The sequence below is a fragment of the Sphingobium terrigena genome, assembly GCF_003591655.1.
In the GTDB taxonomy this organism is placed as follows: domain Bacteria; phylum Pseudomonadota; class Alphaproteobacteria; order Sphingomonadales; family Sphingomonadaceae; genus Sphingobium; species Sphingobium terrigena.
In genome coordinates, this window is record NZ_QVRA01000019.1 from 1 (window position 1) to 20,970 (window position 20,970).

Below are 20,970 nucleotides of genomic sequence, written 5' to 3' on the forward strand. Positions count from 1 at the left end.
GATCTCAACTTCACGCAGCTTGCCGATAATCTCTTCCGGCTTGTGTTTCTTGCTCGGCATTCGTCATCCCTTTCGTGGTCCAGACTATCACAGTCTCTGGGCCACTCAGCGGGGGGCAGATCATTGCCTCAACCGCGATCATGCGCAATAATACGGCCCTGCCGTAATTCCAGCTTGGGTATGCTGGAGCAATGTCAGATGATGTTCAGATCGCTACATAACTCAAATCGGATTATCATGGACCACCAAAAAAAAGTAATAGATTCGACTGAAGATAAATTCGAAGACAATGATAGTCCGAGAAAGTCGATTCAATCGGTTGAAATTGGAGTAAGAGTCCTCCTGGCTTTGATGAAGAAGGGGGAGGGGGCGTATCTCCGAGAAGTCGCTGAGAATTCCGGCCTATCTCGTAGCCAAGCTCATCGTTATTTGCTGTCTTTTGTCAATACCGAAGTGGTCGAGCAGGACCAAAAGAGCGGACGATATTCGCTAGGGAGCTTCGCAGTACGTCTGGGCTTGGCGGCGATGGCCCGACTGGACACCGTACGGATAGCTAACATGCATTTGGAAAATCTGCTGGCAGAATTGAAGGCCACGGGCTTGCTCTGCGTTTGGGGCGACTACGGTCCGACGGTCATTCGGTGGGTCGATGGAGGAATGCCGCTGTCTACATCGCTGCACACGGGGTCAGTCCTTCCGTTGCAGACGTCATCGACCGGCATCCTCTTCTTGGCGCATTGTCCCCGAGCACAGACTTGGGAACGGGTCAAACTGGAACGGGCGGAAGGCATTATTGTTGATGACCTCAGGCTTGAGGCCCTGATTGACGAGGCGAGGCAACTTGGTTTCGCGGGTACTTTCGGAACTTTCGTGCCGGGACTATCAGCCGTGTCAGCGCCGATCCTAGACTCGCAAAATCGCTTGGTTGCGACGGTAAGTGTCCTAGCCCGCTCTCAACATAAAGCGGTTTTCAGCGAGGCCAAGATGGCAAAAATTATCGAGGCAGCGCAAGGCGCAAGCAGGGCGCTCGGCTGGCAGGGCTAGCCCGGTCGCAGAAGGGTAATCTGGGATTCCTGTTGAGATGAGGCAACGGCATGGTCATGAGGAGCAAATCAGGTGAGGCAATGCGCAGTTCACCTACTAGTGCTAACTGTAATGCTTGGTTCGATAAATCCGATAAATCCCGAGACTTAACTTTTATGTTCCATATCACGTGCTCTCTCGCACAATTTTTGCTCCGAGCGACGCTAGGCGCGCCTCCAACCGAGCGAGGAGCGATGCACGCACCGGCTTTCCAGCTATCAGCTTACGCCACGTATTGTAACTTATGCCGAACTGCGCGTTGAGCGCCTCATCGGTGAGATGGGTTACCATCGCTTGCATCTGCCGCACCAGATGAGGATCGACAGCTCTGCACCCGTTAGAGCTACCGACTTTGGGAAAACTATGGTCCTGCATAGAATCTCTCTCTCTTACGGATCTTTCGTTGTCTGAATCGCAGTGGCTGGTTTTGAGGGCTTTCCGCGCATGATGTGAGCATAAATTTCATCAATTTCCGCTTCGCTTAATTCCGTTGGACGAAATGGCGGCATCTCGATTAATCCCTGCCGCACAACCGCGCGCAAATATTCAAGCTCAAGATCTTTCCGACCGATCAGTGCTGGCACTGGTCGCCCTGCTTGCTGAAGTAACATGGTTGCCGGGTGTCCTGGGCCAGGATCGTGGCATCCGGCGCACATCAACGCATAGTTTTCCGCGCCGTCAGCCTTCTGATCTTTCGCTTCGGCGATGCAGCCGCTCAGCGTAACTAGAAGCGACATGGCAAAGACTATTTTCATTATGCCTCCAACTCGATTGATCGCCCTCCAAATCAGGCGGATGCAAATAGCCCCGTGGGGTCGAGAGCCTTCTTAACCTTATCGTGCAGTATCGATAGTCCACCCTCAGCGAACGTCTTGTCGACGGTTGCACGCAGACCCGGTTCGGTGAACACTTGACCAAACCCGGCGGTCGCCTGCATCGCAATTAAAGCTTCGGCACATTGGCGACTGCGCTCAACACTATTTTTGTCCCCGCCAGCGGAAGGTAGAAACTGGCGGTGATTGGCGGACCGCCAGATGGCAACAGTTTCGCTGAGGAGGTCGAAACCGTGTTGCGCGCAGGCGTCACGTGAAAGCGCGTAGAGCCGCATCACTTCTTCCCCATCGACCGGGCTCACCGGATTCACTGTGAGCGCTTGGCCGCCGCTCCATCCCGCGACCTGCGTCGGTGGGCTTGCCACAGCACCGGTCATCGTGCCCATCCTCCATGACCAAAGCCTGGGATCGACACCCTCTCCGTTTGCAATGACTTTCGCTCCAGGAACTGAACCAAAGGCACTCTTTACGCTATCCCACAGAAGCGAAACGTTGTCCGGCAAACCGTAAAGCGCGCCATAGAGGTTCCAGTATCCTAGCCCCATCAACTGGCCGGCCGCCTTGACGGCGCTTGCCGCCATGGGACCTTGACCGGCAAAGTCGCGACGCTTTCTGCCGAGCAAAGCGGCTTCATGCAAGGCATTACCTACGGCTACGCCATTGGCGACGACCATGTTGAGCTTGAGCGGTCCGAGCACGTCAAACATCGGCGCAAGCCCTTCCTCGTCGGAGACAGTGACCATGAATGTCTTGGAAGCTGGCGGTACTGGCATCAACCAGGTCCCAACCTTGGTCGGCACGGCAAAATCAGATTGCGTGAACAGCCCGTCAATCCAAGGGCCGTAGCCGAACTTGAACAGCTGCCAGCAGGTGCTCTTGGGCATGGCACCCATGCCGGTGCGAACCATCTTGCCATCGGCAAGCATGACCTCGAGTCCGCACTGCATCAGGAAATGATCAGAATAGGGCGTGTACCCTGCGCTACGGCTAACGAAGCTGGCAGCCACGCTCGCGTCGGGATTGCCGGTAAAATCGATCCACAGCTTAATTCCCTTGCCTTTGATATAGGCGTCAAGCTCGCGAAAGGTGACGCCGGGTTCGACCAGGCAATACGCCAGTGACTCATTCACCTCGAGGACTCGGTTCATGCGCTGCAAATCAAGCACTATGACCTGATCCAGGCCAACTTTTTCAAGTCCGTGCGCACCATTACAGATGGGCTGCAGCACAGCACCGGCCTTTTTTGCTGTGGCAAGTGCCGCCGTCAGCTGTCCCACATCGCTAGGCATCACGACACCGATTGGAGTCGCAAGCGCTGTAGCGTAACGAGACAGTATTTTTGCAGATCGTTCTACCGCTGCGGTACCCAAGACGGCTTCGAGCGCTGCAAGCGCAGCCTTCTGGCGGGCTTGATCTGTCATCGTGTCTTCCTCACTTGCCAACTTGCTGAAGAATCTTGGGATAGCGATCTAGATTTGCCGCATCGACAGCGAAGTCCGCCGAACGCGCACCAACCCCAATGGTGCTAGCGGGCTCGCTGTCGCGCCATGAGAAACAGCATGTAATACAGCGAAAGATCGTCCAAACGACGGTGTCGTCCTGCCACCCTTGATAGTCTACTATCGCGTTAGCTCTCGAACAGCGTGGACACAGCATATCGCTCATTGTGCAACTCCTTGCTGAAGTACCCGGATGGCTTTGCTCAGGGCATCGATTTCCAGGCCGGTTGGCGGGTTGACAAGATGCGCTTCGCCAATGGGGTCGGGACGCAGATAGCTTGTCGCGTCGATGATCAGGCGATGGCCCTTGCCCGGAACGACCGCCGACGGATCGATCGGCACGGCCGGCATGTTCGGCAGCACGATGATATCGTCGGCGCGGGTGCGGGTTGAAAGCGCCCACATGACCTGATTTAGGTCAAAGGGATCTACATCGGCATCGACCATGATCAGATTCTTGAGGTACATCACACCGTGAGGGGTGCTCAGCGCGCGTAGGGCAACGGTCTTGGCAAAACCAGCCATCCGGTTCTTGACAGAAATAATTCCTGTCAACCCATGTTGGTAGAGCGCATTGACTGCGGTTACTTCTGGAAAGTCCTTGCGCAACTGTGCGTAAATCGGCGCCGACGTGTGCAGCCCGATGAGCGTATCATGTTCGGTCCATCCACGACCGATGTAGATATTTTCGAAGATCGGGTCTCGACGATGTGAGACAGCGGTGACTTTGAAGAGTGGCGCCTTCCGGACGCCGCTATAGGAGCCAGGGAATTCGCCGAATGGTCCCTCCAAGACTCGTTCGCCCAATTGCATTTCAGCTTCTATAACGATTTCGCTGTCCGCGAGAATATCGACACCGTTTCCCGACTTGGTCAGTCTGATCGGCGCACCCATCATCGCGGATGCGTAGGAGTATTCGGATTCCTCATAACCTATGGGAGTGGCTGCGAAGACGGCAAGCCCCGGGTGATTACCGAGCATTACCGCAATTTTGAGCGGCAGACCGGTACGTTCAGCGGCCATGATCTGCCGACCCATGTCGTGCGACGGAATGGTCATTAGGCTGAAGCAATCCGGGCCTTGCAGCTGCAGCCGGTAGATGCCGACATTCTGTTTGCCAAAATTGTCGGGATCTTCCGGATCGCGCGATGCGACTGATGCCTTTCCGAGGTAAAAGCCGCCATCATATTCATTGATACGGTATACTGGCAGAATATCATAGAGATTAATTCCGCTTTCTACCCGACACTCGTGGACCGGAGCTTGCTCCTCCGGAACAAAGCTGATCTGCGCCTCGGCGTCGCCCCACCGACCGGCTATCTCAAAAAAGAGTTCGCGTATCGTCGTGCCTTTCGGACGCCCTAACAGTAGCGCGATATTGTCCCACGAACCGTGTACGCCGACCACGGTCCGCTTGCCAGGATAGCCCGCAATGTTGTCGAATATGATGGCAGGCGCGCCGCTGGCATCGCGCGAAGCTGCAACAGCGATGTTTCGCAGGTCTGGTTCCGGCATCACCCGATCACTCCAGGTGATCGCTTGGCCTGCATCTTTAAGCAGTTCCAGAAAATCGCGCAAAGAGGAAATGCCGCGCGCCCTATCGGCCAAATCGTTCATGTCCCGTTCCTTCCGCTGCCGTTCAGTGGCTGCTGGCAATAGCCGTTGCAGATTGGATTGTTACCCATTTCCATTCGGTCATGATCTCAAGATCTGCTTCGGTTCCTTCCCGTCCGAACCCGGAAGCTTTGGTTCCCCCGAATGGAACATGCGGTTCATCGTACAGGGTTGGGGCGTTGATGTGCACCATTCCGCTCTCGGCTTCCCTGGCAAAGCGCAAGGCTTTGTCGAGGTCGCGCGTGAATATCGCGGCAGAGAGGCCATAGTCGGTCTCGTTGGCCAGTTTGATCGCTTCTTCGAGCGTATCGAACGGATAGAGCGACGTTACAGGCCCAAAGGTTTCTTCTGCAAACACGGTCATATCAGCAGTAACGCCGCTGAGCACCGTGGCAGCGCAGCAGTTGCCATTCCATTCACCGCCGGCGAGCACTTCAGCGCCCTTGGCGCGGGCATCATCGACATGGCTGCGCACACGATCACGCTGGCGGCTGGAAATGATCGGCCCTAACATGGTGGTTGGATCGCGAAGGTCGCCCGTTCTGGCGCCAGTGGCTGCGGCGGCGAAGGCTTTGGCAAAAGCTTCGAATACGGGGCGTTCAACGTAAATACGAGAAGCGCCCATACATACCTGACCTTGATACATAAAAATACTGAACAGCGCTGCGCTAACGGCTTTGTCCAGATCGGCGTCGGCACAGACGATCAGGGGGCTCTTGCCACCCAGTTCAAGCGTATATTTCTTAAGGTTCCTCGCTGCGATTTCGGCAATGTGCTTGCCCACGCGGGACGAACCGGTGAATGTTATCGCGGCAACATTGGCGTGGCCGGTAAGAGCATCTCCGATCTCCGCGCCATTTCCGTAGACGATGTTGAACAAGCCATCGGGTACGCCCGCCTCACGCCACAGCCCGGCGAGTAGATCGGCAAGGCGCGGCGCAGCTTCCGAAGGAAGCAGTACAAAAGCGTTGCCGGTCGCCAGCGCCATGGCCGACTGCTTTATACCCTTGATGAGAGGCACGTTGAACGGGGTTATGCCTGCCACGACGCCCACGGGCAGGCGCAAGCTCATGCTGAAACGACCTGGGGTGTCGGACGGGATTGTTTCGCCTCGGACGCGGCGAGGAACGCCTGCGGCTGCGCGCAAAAAACCGATACCAAATCGGGTCTCAAACCCTGCCTTGGCGACAGGCGAGCCGACCTCGTCGATCAGTACGTCCTGGAACTTGGCGATATCCCTTTCCAGTATCTCTGCTGCCTTGACCATCCAGCCTTCGCGAACTGCGGCCGGCAGATCACGGTGGAGGCGAAATGCAACAGTTCCTGCCTGTACCGCGCGATCGACATCGTCGACAGTGCCAGCCGCTACTCTTGCATATACACTGTCGTCGATCGGGTTGAGATCGTTGAAGTAGGCGTTGCCACCCGGCGCTACCGGGGCTCCGCCGATCCAGTGGTCCAAATTCTTCATTGCTCTTCGATCCTTGATTTGGGCGCGGAACCCGCGGCTTCGATCATGACAGCGCGCGCATCGCTTTGGGCCAGATGCCCTGCTTGCCCGGTGAGAGGATGCCATTTGGGTCCATTACATCCTTGATGCGATGGTGAACGTCCCACAGCGCGCCGTCATTATGCTTATAGGTCTTGGCGATCTGATCCATGAAAGCGAGGTGGGTGCGGTACTCTCCAAAGCCGCCTTCCGCCGCCTCATTGACCAGCAAACCAAACAGATCGTAGGCACCTTTGCGCATAGCCTCATCAGCCCGGTCGTACATGATCATCAGGATGTGATGCATGTCGCGCCAACCGACGAGAAACTCGCCGATATAATCGAACCCATGGTCATGGCAGCGCCGCTTGATGAGATTATATTGCGCAAGAGCTTCCGAGCCACTTGGCGCGGATATCGGTGAGAAGTTAATATGCCCGCCGCCACCAACCCAGTTCATGATGCTAAATTCAGTCATATTTGGCTCGCCGCGCATCAGTCGCACGCGGTAGTCCCAGGCCGGGTCGTTCTCACGGTTGAGATACAATTTGGCCCCCGGGATGCTCATCAGCGCGTCCTCGACGATCTTCCAGTTGTTCGCGATCACAGGAAGTGGTCCATACAGCGCCCCATAGTAATTCCACATCCCCAAATGCAGGTCCGAGGCGATCCGAGTGCGGATTGAAGGTGGCAGGGGGCCCTTGCCGTCGAAGTAATGACGACGCGTCGTCTTGGCAGACGCTTCCCACAAAAGATCAACTGCGACAGCGGCGTTGGGGATTATCTGATTAACCTTGAGCGGGCGCGTGATCTCGAAGATAGCCTCGAGGTCCTCTTCCCGCTGGTAAGTTATCATGAAAGGTTTGTAGCCGGGGGGTTCAGGCATCAGCCAGATGCCCATTTTGGTAACTACGCCGAAGTTTGATTGGGTGAACATGCCGTCGAACTGAGGCCCAGAGGCGTGCTTGGTCGCCTGCCAATGTTTCGAGCCTGCAAGAGCCCCCTGGCCGGTCCGTATCACGTCGCCGTCAGCGAGCACCACTTCCATGCCGCACTGCATGATGAAATGGTCGCCATAAGGTGTATAGCCTGCCCCATGCTCCAGCGCGTTGCCCATCACGCCGCCCCATGCCGGTGCAGCTGGATCAACCCACAACTTACTGCCAATTGCGCGCAGGTGCCGGTATAACTGCATGTATGATACACCCGGTTCGACAAGAGCGTAACCGTATTTTTCGTTGACTTCGAGAATTCTGTTCATGCGTCGCAGGTCGAGGATGACGTAGCCGGACTTGCGGGGGGCAGGGCCGCCATAGGCAAGATTTCGACCGGTGCCGATCGTCCAGAGCGGGATTTTGTATGCGTTGGCGATCGCCAGGATCTTCTGAATCTGTTCGACCCCGTCAGGTGCAACCGCTGCGGACGGCAGCATGGCATCATCGGCTAGTGGCGAATAAGCGTCGCGATAACTCGAAAGAGGTTGTTCATCAATGAACACCCACGCTTTGCCTACCACCCCGACGAGCTCGTCAAGCGCCTTTTCGAAGTCGGCAGGTGCAATTCCCTGGGGAAGAATAGGGCTCATGACCGGTGTCCTTCCAATTCATAAACCCACGAAGTCAGCATACCCGGGCTGCTGTCGGGCAGCGAGCACTCGGCTGATGTGCAGATGTTCGCCGATGGCTCAGATCTGCCATCAACGGCGTCACGCAACTTTTGCGCGACCGCCACTGGCCAGTCGTGCGCTGCGGCCTCGAGGAGGCGAGCTTCGCCCACGGTCCGATGAACCCACCTACTGTCTGTATAATGATGTTGCCAAAGAAGACGCGAATAAGCGCCACGATGGCTCAACACCATGCCGGCGATCATCGCGGCGGGGTCAGAGGTTAGCCCAACAATCATGCCTACTGGCGCTTCGAGCTCTTCGAGCAACCCGTTGAGCGAGCGGTCGATACGGATTACTTTATCTACTGATCCGCCAACAGCCAACGCGGAGGCGAACTGGCGGCTTTCGGGGACGGCGCTTTCCTCAACCAACGTGACGCCATAGTGCGCTCTTGGCATTCTAAGAAGAAAGCTTCCCAAGCCTGTTGCTGCAGCTCCGGCCGCGCAGGCCCCTAACACATCCCTACGTCTGATCATCCAATCCATCATCACTGCCTTTCGGGTTGGAGTGGGGTCGAAGTTTCGGCGCGTTCGCCGGTAAGGCCCTGCCAGCGATCCTGTATGTTACCATGTACGCCAAACTGATCGAGCACCCGCATACAGCTATGATCGACGATGTCGCACAGGTCGATGGGGCGGCTATAAAATGCAGGAACCGGAGGAAAAATCACCGCTCCCATTTCAGTGCATGCGATCATGTTGCGCAGGTGTGCGAGGTTTAGCGGTGTTTCACGCGTCATCATCACCAATTTGCGCCTTTCCTTGAGCATGACGTCAGCTGCGCGTGTGATCAAATTGTCGGATAGCCCGTTGGCAACCGCGGCGAGCGTCCTCATCGAACATGGAGCGATCACCATACCCTCGCACAGGAAAGAACCGCTCGCGATGCTTGCGCCAACATTGCGAATGCTGTGAAGCACATCGGCGGCGGCCTCGATCTGCTGACGACCGTCAACAAGTTCCTCGCGGATGTTAAGCAAGGCGGCTTGCGACATGATGAGATGGGTTTCCCAGCCTCCATGATCTCTCAGCATTGATAATAGACGCTGCCCATATATCGCACCTGTCGCTCCGGTTATGGCGACCACAATACGTTTCATGGGTGGGTGGCAGCCAAAACCGATTGTTTTAGAGATTCAGTGAAGAGAACTGCGATCGTCATTGTTCTGCCGCCTTCATGTTGCCAAGTACCAGGGACGGCGTGTGTCACCGCCCCTGGCCCCAATGATCAATACTTGTAGCCTACTTTGAGAAACCATTCGCGTGGTCGGGAATAAGTGGCGCCTGCCGCACCGCCAACGTCCAAATCGACATATCCGCCTTGGATGTAGCGCTTGTCGGCCAAATTGGTTACGCCAGCAGTTACGGTGAAATGTTCGCCTGGCAGCGCGTAAGATGCGTTCGCACCAAAGACGCTGTAGCCTGATTGATACAGTTGCGGGCTGTTGACGGCATCCTTGAAGGTGCCGCTTTGATAGTACCAATCTCCTCGGATTGTCAGCTTACCGTTGTCGTTGTCGAATGCGGTAATGTTGGCTGCCACGGTCGTCGTCCACTCGGGCACGAAAGCGAATTTCGAACCGAGCATGACGGGAAACGCTGACGGATCAACTGTGCGATATTTGGCGTCGAGATAACCTAGGCCATAATCGATCCGCAGCCAATCGGTTGGAGCTGCCTGTCCTTCGACTTCGAAGCCTTTGATCCGTCCCTTGCCGGCGTTGCGTACCTTCGGCGCGATCCCCTCGTTCACGACGATCTGGATGTCGGAGTAATCCGATTGAAACAACGCCAGGTTCAAGCGGAGGCGCCGATCGAACAGTTCGGTTTTAAGGCCGATTTCATAAGATGTCACGAATTCCGGTGTAAACGAGGGCGTGACTTGTTCGGCCGGGAAGATGCGTTGGCTGAAGCCACCATTTTTAAAGCCCTTCGAGTAGGAGGCATACCCCATGATGTCATCCGTGAACTGGTAGTTCGCCGCGACCGACGGTGTCCATTCCTTCGCCTTTGCATTAACCTCGACGGCAGGAATGGGATGGTTGCCGCCGGGATTGACCGCCGCAGGCACACACGCCGGGTCAGGGAACCCATTTGGCAGAAGCTGCGGTACCGCCTGTCCGACAATGCAGCGACTATACTGTATAAATACGCCATCAGGATATGGCGGAAGTACGCCTTGCGTATAATCACGCGTAATGACCTGTGCCGAAGGATCGAAGCGTTTGGTCTCATCTGTGTAGCGAATACCGGGAGTTATTGACAGGCGATCTGTAACGTCGAACGTTGCCTGAAGATAAGCGGCGTAGCTGTCATTGTTAATTTTGCCCCCGCTGAAGAAATTAGCAAAGCCGAATCGTAATGGTTCGATGTCCTCACCTTTCTCCTTAAGGTAAAAGGCACCCAGGGTGAATTTAAGCCGGTCATCTAGCACGCTTCCTATCAGTTGAAGCTCCTGTGACGCCTGCCAGAGATCGATATTGTTGGTAAGACCCAGCACCTCAAGCGGGGTCACGTCAAAATCAAATTCAATAGTCGACTTCTGGTCGCGATAGGCGCTGATCGACTTAAGCGTCACATCTCCCATGTCGTATTCCAGCGTCAAGTTCGTTCCCCAGAGGTCGAAATCGGATCGGTTGGGGCCACCGGCCCAGGTCTCGTCGATGTCGTCGGTTAGCCAACGAGAGGAGACGCAATTGGGATTACTAACTGGAGCAAGCTCTCCAGGTGCGCCGCACTGCCCAGCACCGCCGCCAAGTTTGTTATATCCGAAGTTGGAGCTGGGAAATGCCACCGTCCGACCGTTAATGTTCACGATCTGCAATAGGTCGGGCGAGTCCCGATTCTCAACGAGCGTGTAGGCTGCTGATGCTTCTCGGCGGATGTTCACGTCGCCCGCGAGGGTCGCGGTGAAAGCATCGCTAGGTTCCCACTTAAACGTTACACGTCCTGAAAAGCTGTCCTTGTCGCCTTGCCGGCCGCCGTCGAACAAGCGACGTTGGTACCCGTCTCGCGTTTCGTAGGAGGCAACTGCGCGCATGGCGAGTGTATCGCTGATGGGTATATTCACAATGCCCTTAACGTCGGCTCGGTTGAACCGTCCGGTTGTCGCCTCAAGCTGCAACTCGAATTTGTCCGTCGGCTGTTTGCTGTTGACAATGATTGCGCCGCCGATCGTATTCTTGCCAAACAGTGTGCCCTGCGGCCCGCGCAGAATCTGCACACTGCCGATATCGGCCATGTCGAGCAGACCGCCGACCGAACGCGCAACATAGACGCCATCAACATAGATTCCGACACCAGGATCTACTGTGATATTGAAGTCGGTTTGACCGACACCGCGGATGAAGGCTGTGAGCGACGCGCTAGACCCAGAGATATTGCCTACCGGCTGAATATTGACGTTTGGTGCGTAGGATGCGACCTGCGCCACGTTAGCGATCTGCCGGTCTTCAATCATACTGCCGCTCATTGCCGTGATGGCAATTGGCGTGTCCTGCGCATTCTCCTCGCGTTTGCGTGCGGTTACGACAATATCGTCGAGACCTCCCCTGCTCTGCTCACTAGCGGCTTGGGGAGCTGCCGCATCCTGGGCCCAGGCCGAGGTCGACGATGCGACTATATATCCAATCGCTAAGCTGCTGCCCGCCAAAAAGAATGCCCGCTTCCTAGCAATGCGCAAAATAGTGTTCATTTTTCTCTCCCTGATAGAATAAAGTGAAATTTCCACCACATTTATCCTTTATATTATTATTATAAGTACTTAAAGTAATCGTTTATCAAGTGAAACAACCTAGATACAACTAGTAAAAATTCTTCCGTCTGGAAAATTGACTAAATGTCATGTCCATGAACGATTTTATTTATAAGGCCGATCTTTGAACGAGGTTATTAGCCTTGCGAAAAACTGCTTGAAGATCTGGGTTAATGAGCGTTGCTCAAAGACTTGAACAGCGCCACCGATAGATGAATCCCTTGATGCCAGTTCCTGATCGGGAACAATAGCGTCACATTTGTCGAGCCTTGCGAAATCAGCATGGCAATCGCCATTTCTCGCTGCAATATTGTGCGCCCATGCAGAAAACTCTCCAAAGATCAGCTTAGCGGCCATAGAGTCAACGGACGGCTCTGTTTGTTCTTCGATCAACATAAACACGATTCCAAATCAAAATAGACTATCGGCTATTGATCAAGTACGATTCAAGAAAATCGAGCCGATCGTTGCCCCAAAATATCTGTTCATCGACAAACATTAGCGGTGCGCCAAACACACCCCTCTGGTAAGCTTGACTCCGCACTTTACGAAATTCGTTCCGGCCAATGGACGAATTAACAAACTGTAACAATGCATCAGCATCAAGCCCTACGTCGTGGGCGCACCGACGCAGCTCACTGGCATTGCCTGGATCGATGCCAAGCCCCCAGATCTGATGGTACGCTGCCGTTACAAATGCCTCGGCCTTACCTTGGCTGCGAGCGTAGAGCACCGCGCAATTCCAGTCCGCACAGGCGAAACTGGCGGGGAACTTCAATGGCGCTGCATATTTAATAGCCCACCGCTGCAGATCGGCCATCATGACCTTGATCTTCGGCACCACTTCCCGGTTGGAGGGCCCATAATTGCCGGCAGCAATTTTCGCCTCTGGAATGTCAATCGGCCAATATTCGAGCGTACAACCTGTCTTGCGTGCCAAGTCTGGAAGCTTTAGCTGCGCAAGATAGCTAAAGGGACTAATAAAATCGAAATAGAAATCGATCGTTTTGTTCATGAATTGAACTCGTATCCAACCAGCTTCTCATAGTTGTGCCAAAATCCGATAATTGCGCCCTCGGTGACCAGATGATCGGCGTCATCCGGGCTACCGCCACCCATGGCGATGTAGGATGTCGCGTCATTCTCGCCAATAATGGATCGCTGCACGATCTCGACCGCTTCGCCATCTTCCATCGAGATCAGCCCGGCAGGCCCGATCAGATTCGCCTGTTTTTGCCGGATCGATTGCATCTCGGCGTCATCGTCCGCGTACCCGAAATGGGTCCAGACAAGTTCAAACGCATTGGTGCCCTGCGTCACAATTTGCCGGACCGCCAGCGTGTTCTGAATCTGTTGGAGAACCAGGTTTGGGAACACGGCGAGGATGACGAGGGAAACTCCGTCATCGAATTCCTGCCGACCCTTCAGGAGCGACATATCCTGAAGCTTGAACTCAGTATCGAAAGTTCGTGAGTCGCCATAGGCCTTTTTGTCTGACGCATCGTCGTTACTCGCAGCAATCGAGTAAAGCAGCGAATGGCGCTTGCTCGCGTCCATGACACTCTTGCCAGTCTGGGTAGAGCGGTAGAGCCCAAAAGTATTATGAAACAGATGGAGCAAGCTCGCATGATAGGGGTCGCGGGTGTTTTCCGCATAAAGCTTCCAGTTGCCGTGAACCTTCTGCCGTTGATCTCCAAGAACCTTGATTGGCTTGCACATGATGCGCGCGATTTGCTCGACCACAATCGGACCTAAGAAGTCCGTTAGAGGTTCAACAGTCTCTGAAAAAGTTGCAAACACAAGGCCATCTACCGAGCCAGCGCGCAACTTCTTAAGACCATGCTGCTTCATGTCGAAGTCGCTTGGCATGCCGCCTTGACCCTTGAGCCCGCGGCGGAACGGAACCCCGACGAGATTACCTTCCAAATCGTAAGCCCACTGATGATACACGCATTCAAGGTTGGGCCGGTTGCCGCGAACCTCGCGGCAGACCATTGCACCGCGGTGGGCGCAGCGGTTCACCATAACATGAACTCGGCCGTCGCTTGCGCGGGTTACTATCACCGGCGTTTCACCGATGAACGTGGACTTAAAGTCACCCGCCTCAGGCACCTCTGCTTCCAGAGCGACGAACGACCAGGTCTCACCCTGGAAGATTTGCTCTTGTTCGCGCCGGTAATAGGCCGGATCAGTGAATACCCGATAAGGAACACGGTAGCCAGCTGTGCCCGTCGTTTCCGAAGCCACTTTGTCTTTAAGCGCTGTTTCTACCATGGCTAAACTCCCAAAAAAAGCGTCAGATTGGACGAACCATCATCGTGTCCATGACATTGGTATCGAATACAGCGATCTTTGAAATAAAACGCGATTGGTCTTCGTCGCATTCTATCTCGTCAATATACTTTCCAGAATTGTATATTGTCGTGTGCCCGTCGGTTCGCGTCATAAGAACGACGTAATTGGTTTGTGCGGTAACCGTTAATCCCCGTTCCGAAACGATGCGTGTTGGACCAAGAATATGGCGGTAGTTGTGAACGGGAAAGATATTCGCCTTGCGCAGTGACACGATGCGGTCAAGCAGCATGCCCCTGCTGTCGCAGAATATCGCGGCTAACGTCAAATTGCGGTCAAAGTTTTCACGCGCTATGACCCTGTAGGTGCAATTGGATACAAAGAGTTCGGCCCATTCCTCCAGCCGATCTTCATCAATAAATTCAGCATGGGTTGCGTTTAAGTCGCTCGCAAATTGCTGCAGCCGAAGTCGATCAAATGTCGCGCTGGTCATTTTTAGCTTGGCTCCCCCGGCTTGTCGATCCAAACCCAGCCCTCGTCGATTGCCACGGTGTAGGTCTTGATCGGTACTTGGCAGGGAAATGCCTTGGCTGCACCGGTGACAATATCGAACGAGCCGCCATGAAACGGACATTCAATGATACCTCCATCCTGGTATCCGTCGGTCAGCATTGCGTTTCCATGGGTACACATATTATCGGTGACATATATATCCCCGCTGACGTAGTAGACAGCCAGTGCTGGGAAGTGCTCGAGGAAGACGCCTACGGGCTCGCCCTCCTTCACATCGGCAACTGGGCAAAGGCGTACCTTATTTGACATCGTGCTATGTAATCCTCTTGCATTCTAGTTTGACAGCCGATCTCAAGCCCTCTTACATGAGAGGAACATCCATACCATATCCCTGGGCTTCATTTCCGTGACCGAAAATATCGCGGGTGTAGAATTCCTGCTGTTTGGGGGCTTTGCGGGCACCCCATCCGAACTCCCACAACCACCCTGAAGGATTGGCGCAATAGAACGTAAGAGCTTGGTCGTTAGCATGCTTACCGAGCTGTAGCGCAACATCGATTTGCCGCTCCCGCACGATATCGTGTGCAAGACCTACGTCGTCGAGATGGGTATATTCAAACATCAGGTGATTGATGCGCTTTTCCATCGGGCCGAGGCCGAAGGCGATCGAATGCTGGCGATCATTACAATGCATGAAGTAGGGCGACGCAACCATGCCGTTGGGCAGATGCAGATGGTATTCGACCGAACCGCGCAGGCCCAGCAAACCATAAAAGCTGGCTGCTGCGGCGACATCATCTTGGCGCAATATACAATGGCCGAGGCCCTCCGAACCGGTCAAGAAGCGCCCGAACATTGCCCGACCGGGGTGGAAAGGTTTATGAGCATCCACTTGAGGACCGTAAAAGATTTCGGTTGGGTTACCGCCTGGATCCACGAGTTTTGCCAGCGCCAGGACGCGGCGCTCACGCGCTTCGGCATCGCTCGCAACGGTAACTGCGATACCCGCAGCCGATAACTTGCCAACCATAGCCTCAAACTCGATTGGATCGCCAACCCGCCATCCGAGGTAGGCGAGGTCGTCGACCTCGCCCGCGTGTAGCACAATGCGATGGTGCCACGCGTCCATCCGGAGGTAGATGCGATCGCCCTCTCCGTCATCGACGACTTCCATCCCGGCAACCTCGGCTGCGTAGGTCCGCCACGCAGCAAGATTTGTCACCGAAAGGCCGAGATATCCAAGCTCTGTGACCGATGGCATTGGCAGCTTCTCCCCTTAATCTTTGTTCCGGACGCTCTTTTTCGAGAAAGAGGCGCAGGCAGTCGCGCAATGGAGCACGGTCGCATGAAAGCGTCTAGCCCCATATTTCATAGTGTGCAATACATTGCACGACAAAAATTATCCGTGTACTAGGCTCAATGCAAGTCTGGGTTTCGAGTCGTTCCTTAGCACGAGGTGCGCGTTCCCTGTTTTTCCGGTGGATTTTGGGAAATCGTGGCTTGGCAGTTTGGGATCGTCATTATCGGCGGCTGACTGAGGATCAATAAGTGCGGGAGAGATCAAACATGAATGCTATGGAAGATCTGGCGGGCCGTATACAAGATCTGCAAGTCCTTCGGGGGCGTCTGCAATCCTGGCTGTCCAAGGATCCGGCGCGTGGTATATATCAGGTTGATCGCGCAGCTTTTACTGACCCCGATATTTTCGAGCTTGAGCTTAAGTATGTCTTCGAACGCAATTGGGTATTCGTTGCGCACGAGAGTCAGGTCGCCAAGCCGCACGATTTCGTCACGACGAAAATCGGGCGGGTGCCCATCATCATCTCGCGCGACAGGGCGGGTGTTATCCGCGGCATGATTAATGCCTGCGCGCATAGGGGGGCACGGGTATGTCGGGAGAAGGCTGGCAGCAAGAAGGTTTTCATGTGCCCGTTCCACGGATGGACATATTCGTCTGCAGGGGACCTTCTGGATGTAACGGAAGAAGCGGCTGGCGGCTATGCTCCCGCCTTCAACAAAGCCGATTTCGGCTTACCGCAAATTGCGCGCGTCGAAAGCTATCGCGGCTTCATCTTCGCCAGCCTTACCGAAGACGTCTTACCGCTTGAGGATTATTTATCCGGTTCTAAAGCCTTCATTGATCTGCTGGTCGACCAATCAAAGAACGGCGAACTGGAGGTAATTCCTGGCGCAACGCGTTACCGTTATCGGGGTAACTGGAAAATGCAGGTTGAGAATGGGCTGGATGGGTACCACGTCAGCACGGTACACGCGAACTACTTCATGACCGTTCAAAGGCGTGTCCTAGGTGAATCGAAGAACGATACAAAAGCTATCGACTTTGCGAATTTCAATCGGCAGGATGGCGGCTCGTTTTCTTTCAAGAATGGCCATACTGTATTATGGGCTGACTACGCGAATTTCAGCGACCGGCCTAACTTTGAGGCGCTTGAGTGGCTCACTGCCAGTCATGGCGATGAGAAAGCATTATGGATGAACAAGCGCATCCGCAATCTGCAACTGTTTCCTAATGTGTTTCTGATGGACCAGACCAGTAGTCAAATCAGGATCATTCAACCTGTGTCCGTCGATGAAACCGAAGTTACGACATATTGCATTGCGCCCGTTGGCGAAAGTGCCAAAGCCCGTGCTTTGCGGATTCGCCAGTATGAAGACTTCTTCAACGCTAGCGGCATGGCCACGCCTGACGATCTAACTGAGTTTAATAATTGCCAGATAGCTTTTGCTGCCGGAGAAGGCCGGATGAACGACATGTCGCGCGGTGCCCCAAGGTGGGAACGGGGAGCCGGCCAATTCGGTGTGGGGTTGGGCGTAGACGCAGTTCTTAGCAGTCCCGCCGTGGCTGACGAAGGCCTTTACGTGGCGATTCACGATGAGTGGGTGAACCGGATGCACTTGGCGATTGATCGTGAAAGCGCTGAACTAATGGCTTTTGGGGACAAGGAATTGATTTCTTGACGGACGTAGATGCAAGATGGGTAACGGTTTGCCGTTTTTTGGGCCGGGAGGCTCAAGCGCTCGATGAAAAAGACTGGGATTCCTGGCTCGCACTCTATGCCGAGGACGCTGAATATTGGGTGCCTGCCTGGGATGACCGCGAACGCCTGACGGTCGATCCGCAACGTGAAATTTCCCTGATTTATTACCATAATCGGGGCGGGCTGGAAGATAGGATCTTTCGCATCCGGACTGGTCGGTCTTCGGCTAGTACGCCTCCTCCTCGTACACAGCATATATTTAGCCTGCTATCTCTGGAGGACACGGACGATGCGTTGCATGCGCGCACGTCATGGTCCGTGACATCGGTGCTTGAAGGGGATGTTACCGTCTACAGCGGAACCGCGCACTATGATCTCTCTCCGGCAGGCAATTCCTTCGTAATCAGGCGCAAGAAGACGATTGTTATCAACGACGTCGCGAAGACCATGCTCGATGTCTACAGCATCTAACCGACTGATGGTCTCGTCAGGCCCTAGGCCGGTTGTTGGTACGCTGATAGGTGACCCAGCGGGTATCGGTCCGGAGGTTGTAGTCAAGGCCCTTGCAAGCGGTCTCGTTCACGACGAATCGGTCCCTGTTCTGGTCGGATCGGCCGCTGCCGTAGAGCGGGCTGTCGACTTCACAGGCGTGAAAGCGCGCGTTCGTATCATGAGATCGTTCGAGATGCCAAGCGACGATCGGGGCGTTATCGACGTGATTGATACCGGGGCCTTGCCCGCTGGGTTTCTACCGCTGGGCGAAGATACCGAGGCCGCGGGTCACGCCACCGCGGAATGGCTCGATCAACTGGACGCGCTAGCGCGAGACGGGTCCTTCGCGGCGACGATCATGGGTCCGATCAGTACCGGCTCTCTCAAGATGGCAGGGAAGCTGGACAAAGTCATCAGCCCCACACCTGGTGAGAGCTATCTTGTTCTTTTGACCGGACCTTTACGAGTCGCGCATTTGACTGATCATATGCCCCTACGCCAAGTGATCGACGTCATAACGGCTGACTTGGTGGCTAGGGCTATCGGGCAGGTCAACGACGCCATGCGGTCCTGGGGCATTACCCACCCGAGGATTGTGGTTGCCGGGCTCAATCCCCATGCCATGGGCGACGAAGAGCGGCTCTCCATTGCGCCGGGTGTCGAGCAGGCGAAGGCCATGGGGATCGCCGTTGAAGGACCCGTCGCACCGGACTCGGTCTTCCGCCAGTGTATTGAGGGTCGCTACGACATGGTTTTGGCCATGTTCCACGACCAGGGGCATATTGCCGTCAAGACGTGGGGATTTTCCGGCAACTGCGTGATCATGATGGGGCCGCCCTATCTCCACATGTCGGTTGCCCATGGCACTGCCTATGACATCGTCGGCACTGGCAAGGCGGACTCTTCAATGATGCTCAGCGCGATGCGCATCTGCGGACAACTCGCATCGGGACAGGGCTTTGGAGGAGAAACGAAATGAATTCCATCGGATGGGTAGAGGCCGAACGATCCACTCCGACGGCGATCGACTACAGGGTCTACCACGAGCCGGACGTCTTCGCCGCTGAGCAGCGAAACGTCTTCAAAGGTCGAACCTGGTGCTACCTGGGGCTCGATGCGGAAGTCCCCAATGCTGGCGATTTTCGAGCGACGCATGTCGGCGAAACACCCGTGGTTTTGGTGCGTGGACGAGAGGGCCAGATTCATGCCTGGGTTAACCGATGCGCGCACAAAGGAGCAACGGTGTGCCGGTCGCTACGCGGCAACCAGGCAGATGGCGCGTTCGTCTGTGTATATCACCAGTGGGCATACGATGCCGAAGGTAAGCTGGTTGGCGTGCCGTTCCGGCGTGGCATGAAGGGCGTCGGGGGGTATGACAAGGATTTCGACCCGGCCAATCACTCGCTCGAAACGCTACGGGTTGAAAGCTACAAGGGGATGGTGTTCGGAACGTTTTCGTTGGAGATGGAGCCGCTTGAGGATTTCCTGGGTCCTGTGATGCGCAAATATATTGATAGGGTTTTCCATCGTCCAGTCAAAGTGCTGGGCTATGCACGTCAGTACATGTCCGGCAACTGGAAGCTCTATTCCGAAAACAGTCGGGATAGCTATCATGGTGCCTTGCTGCACCTGTTCTATCCAACCTTCGGCATCTATCGCCAAAGCCAGGACAGCGCCGGGGAGCTTGCCGAGCAAGGCTTCCATAACGTCTTTACCGTCTCAAAGCCTAAGGGTGACATCGATTATACGTCATTTGGTGACGAGGCCAATCGGGAGATGCAGGGGGCCACGAAATTGCAGGATGAAAGTCTACTCCAGTTCCGGCCGGAGATTGCAGATGATATCGGGCTGCATATTCAGTCGCTGTTTCCATCCGTTGTGCTGCAGCAGATCCAAAACACGCTGGCGACGCGACAGATCGTGACACATAGCGTTGACAAGACCGAACTGGTCTGGACCTATTTTGGTTACGCCGATGACGATGAGGAAACGACCCGACACCGGCTGCGCAACCTGAATTTGGTGGGACCTTCCGGGCTGATATCGATGGAGGACGGCGAGGCGGTTGAACTGTGCCAGCAAGGTACCGTTGGAGCGGAAGGCAAATACAACTTCATCGAAATGGGCGGGGATGACGTGCGCGGATACTACGCGCCGATGGGCATGGATGAGAACGCCGTACGCGGGTTCTGGAAAGGATATCTGGAGCTGATGGACGATGCTTTAGCCCCTTCGACCGCGGAGGTGCTCGCGTGAGCCTGGTTGATCCCGTTCTACAGGGTCTTGTCGATTCTTTGAACGCTGCTTACGGTCTTTGCTTGGATGACGGACGGCTCGAGGAGTGGCCGGAGTTCTTCGTGGATGACTGTTTATATCAAGTGATAGCCCGCGAGAACGTGGACAACGGCTTTCCGGCTGCGGTCATGTATTGCGACAGCAAAGGCATGCTCGCCGACCGCGTGGTCGCGTTGCGTCGAGCCAACGTCTTTCCTGAACACTTCAGTCGCCACTTGATCTCGCGAGCGGTCCTAACGGCGGTCGATGCTCACGTGGTTACTGCTGAGGCGAGCTATGCCGTGCTGCAAACCCGTAACGACGGTGAGACGCGCATTTACAACGCGGGGAAGTATGTTGATCGGTTTCTTGTTGAGGACGGCGCTGCAATGCTCATGAGCCGAACGTGCGTCTACGATACCCACCGCATTGCCACCCTGCTGGCGACGCCGATCTGACAGTA

Annotated in this window: 21 protein-coding genes; 6 read left to right on the forward strand and 15 right to left on the reverse strand. The window is 55.1% G+C overall.

The features are described 5' to 3' along the window. Window positions 1-180 precede the first annotated feature (180 nt). Window positions 181-1,044, forward strand: a complete 864-nt coding sequence (locus D0Z70_RS17395) for an IclR family transcriptional regulator (protein ID WP_239019003.1) — start codon at window positions 181-183, stop codon at window positions 1,042-1,044. Between the two features lie 428 nt (window positions 1,045-1,472). Here the strand turns inward: D0Z70_RS17395 and D0Z70_RS17405 are convergent, their stop codons facing one another. The 15 genes from D0Z70_RS17405 to bphC all read right to left on the reverse strand — a co-directional run bounded on the left by D0Z70_RS17405 (window position 1,473) and on the right by bphC (window position 16,003). Further along, window positions 1,473-1,838 carry a c-type cytochrome gene (locus D0Z70_RS17405; protein ID WP_119748661.1) on the reverse strand — a complete coding sequence of 122 codons (366 nt, stop codon included), beginning with the start codon at window positions 1,836-1,838 and terminating at the stop codon, window positions 1,473-1,475. A 32-nt stretch (window positions 1,839-1,870) separates the two neighbouring features. Then, window positions 1,871-3,337, reverse strand: coding sequence for an FAD-binding oxidoreductase (locus tag D0Z70_RS17410; RefSeq protein ID WP_119748663.1), 1,467 nt, complete (start codon window positions 3,335-3,337; stop codon window positions 1,871-1,873). Window positions 3,338-3,347: 10 nt separating this feature from the next. Further along, window positions 3,348-3,581: a non-oxidative hydroxyarylic acid decarboxylases subunit D gene (locus tag D0Z70_RS25710; RefSeq protein WP_096064129.1), complete on the reverse strand. Its 234-nt coding sequence runs from the start codon at window positions 3,579-3,581 to the stop codon at window positions 3,348-3,350. Next, window positions 3,578-5,032 (reverse strand): non-oxidative hydroxyarylic acid decarboxylases subunit C, encoded by a 1,455-nt coding sequence (locus tag D0Z70_RS17420; protein ID WP_088189952.1) that lies wholly within the window; start codon window positions 5,030-5,032, stop codon window positions 3,578-3,580. The genes D0Z70_RS25710 and D0Z70_RS17420 overlap by 4 nt, the downstream gene beginning before the upstream one ends. 22 nt (window positions 5,033-5,054) lie before the next feature. Further along, complete coding sequence (locus D0Z70_RS17425; RefSeq protein WP_088189951.1) at window positions 5,055-6,500, reverse strand: aldehyde dehydrogenase family protein; 1,446 nt, start codon at window positions 6,498-6,500, stop codon at window positions 5,055-5,057. Between the two features lie 43 nt (window positions 6,501-6,543). Further along, complete coding sequence (locus tag D0Z70_RS17430; protein WP_088189950.1) at window positions 6,544-8,103, reverse strand: FAD-binding oxidoreductase; 1,560 nt, start codon at window positions 8,101-8,103, stop codon at window positions 6,544-6,546. Then, window positions 8,100-8,672, reverse strand: coding sequence for a twin-arginine translocation signal domain-containing protein (locus tag D0Z70_RS17435; protein ID WP_239018994.1), 573 nt, complete (start codon window positions 8,670-8,672; stop codon window positions 8,100-8,102). Before D0Z70_RS17435 ends, D0Z70_RS17430 begins: the two co-directional genes overlap by 4 nt. Continuing rightward, window positions 8,672-9,283 carry a UbiX family flavin prenyltransferase gene (locus D0Z70_RS17440; RefSeq protein WP_119748665.1) on the reverse strand — a complete coding sequence of 204 codons (612 nt, stop codon included), beginning with the start codon at window positions 9,281-9,283 and terminating at the stop codon, window positions 8,672-8,674. Before D0Z70_RS17440 ends, D0Z70_RS17435 begins: the two co-directional genes overlap by 1 nt. 128 nt (window positions 9,284-9,411) lie before the next feature. Then, a complete protein-coding gene (locus D0Z70_RS17445) occupies window positions 9,412-11,877 on the reverse strand; it encodes a TonB-dependent receptor (protein ID WP_119748667.1) in 2,466 nt (821 codons plus the stop codon). A 165-nt stretch (window positions 11,878-12,042) separates the two neighbouring features. Then, entirely contained in the window at window positions 12,043-12,333 is a 291-nt protein-coding gene (locus D0Z70_RS24660; protein WP_147418786.1) for a hypothetical protein, read from the reverse strand. A 25-nt stretch (window positions 12,334-12,358) separates the two neighbouring features. Beyond that, complete coding sequence (locus tag D0Z70_RS17450) at window positions 12,359-12,952, reverse strand: 2-hydroxychromene-2-carboxylate isomerase (RefSeq protein ID WP_119748676.1); 594 nt, start codon at window positions 12,950-12,952, stop codon at window positions 12,359-12,361. Then, window positions 12,949-14,211, reverse strand: coding sequence for an aromatic ring-hydroxylating dioxygenase subunit alpha (locus tag D0Z70_RS17455; protein ID WP_088189945.1), 1,263 nt, complete (start codon window positions 14,209-14,211; stop codon window positions 12,949-12,951). Before D0Z70_RS17455 ends, D0Z70_RS17450 begins: the two co-directional genes overlap by 4 nt. A gap of 22 nt (window positions 14,212-14,233) precedes the next feature. Next, window positions 14,234-14,722 (reverse strand): aromatic-ring-hydroxylating dioxygenase subunit beta, encoded by a 489-nt coding sequence (locus D0Z70_RS17460; protein ID WP_088189944.1) that lies wholly within the window; start codon window positions 14,720-14,722, stop codon window positions 14,234-14,236. Between the two features lie 2 nt (window positions 14,723-14,724). Beyond that, entirely contained in the window at window positions 14,725-15,051 is a 327-nt protein-coding gene (locus tag D0Z70_RS17465; protein ID WP_119748678.1) for a non-heme iron oxygenase ferredoxin subunit, read from the reverse strand. A gap of 52 nt (window positions 15,052-15,103) precedes the next feature. Beyond that, entirely contained in the window at window positions 15,104-16,003 is a 900-nt protein-coding gene (gene bphC / locus D0Z70_RS17470; RefSeq protein WP_119748680.1) for a biphenyl-2,3-diol 1,2-dioxygenase, read from the reverse strand. A 305-nt stretch (window positions 16,004-16,308) separates the two neighbouring features. Here bphC and D0Z70_RS17475 point away from each other — a divergent pair, with 305 nt between their 5' ends. Genes D0Z70_RS17475 through D0Z70_RS17495 form a run of 5 tightly spaced genes read left to right on the forward strand, consistent with a single transcriptional unit; the run spans window position 16,309 to window position 20,965 of the window. Continuing rightward, a complete protein-coding gene (locus D0Z70_RS17475; protein ID WP_119748682.1) occupies window positions 16,309-17,721 on the forward strand; it encodes an SRPBCC family protein in 1,413 nt (470 codons plus the stop codon). Beyond that, a complete protein-coding gene (locus D0Z70_RS17480; protein ID WP_088189940.1) occupies window positions 17,718-18,212 on the forward strand; it encodes an aromatic-ring-hydroxylating dioxygenase subunit beta in 495 nt (164 codons plus the stop codon). The genes D0Z70_RS17475 and D0Z70_RS17480 overlap by 4 nt, the downstream gene beginning before the upstream one ends. A gap of 7 nt (window positions 18,213-18,219) precedes the next feature. Beyond that, window positions 18,220-19,212 (forward strand): PdxA family dehydrogenase, encoded by a 993-nt coding sequence (locus tag D0Z70_RS17485; protein ID WP_239018996.1) that lies wholly within the window; start codon window positions 18,220-18,222, stop codon window positions 19,210-19,212. Further along, window positions 19,209-20,489, forward strand: a complete 1,281-nt coding sequence (locus D0Z70_RS17490) for an aromatic ring-hydroxylating dioxygenase subunit alpha (RefSeq protein WP_119748686.1) — start codon at window positions 19,209-19,211, stop codon at window positions 20,487-20,489. The genes D0Z70_RS17485 and D0Z70_RS17490 overlap by 4 nt, the downstream gene beginning before the upstream one ends. Continuing rightward, on the forward strand, window positions 20,486-20,965 hold the full coding sequence (locus D0Z70_RS17495; protein WP_088189937.1) for an aromatic-ring-hydroxylating dioxygenase subunit beta: 480 nt from the start codon (window positions 20,486-20,488) through the stop codon (window positions 20,963-20,965). Before D0Z70_RS17490 ends, D0Z70_RS17495 begins: the two co-directional genes overlap by 4 nt. The last annotated feature ends 5 nt before the right edge of the window (window positions 20,966-20,970 follow it).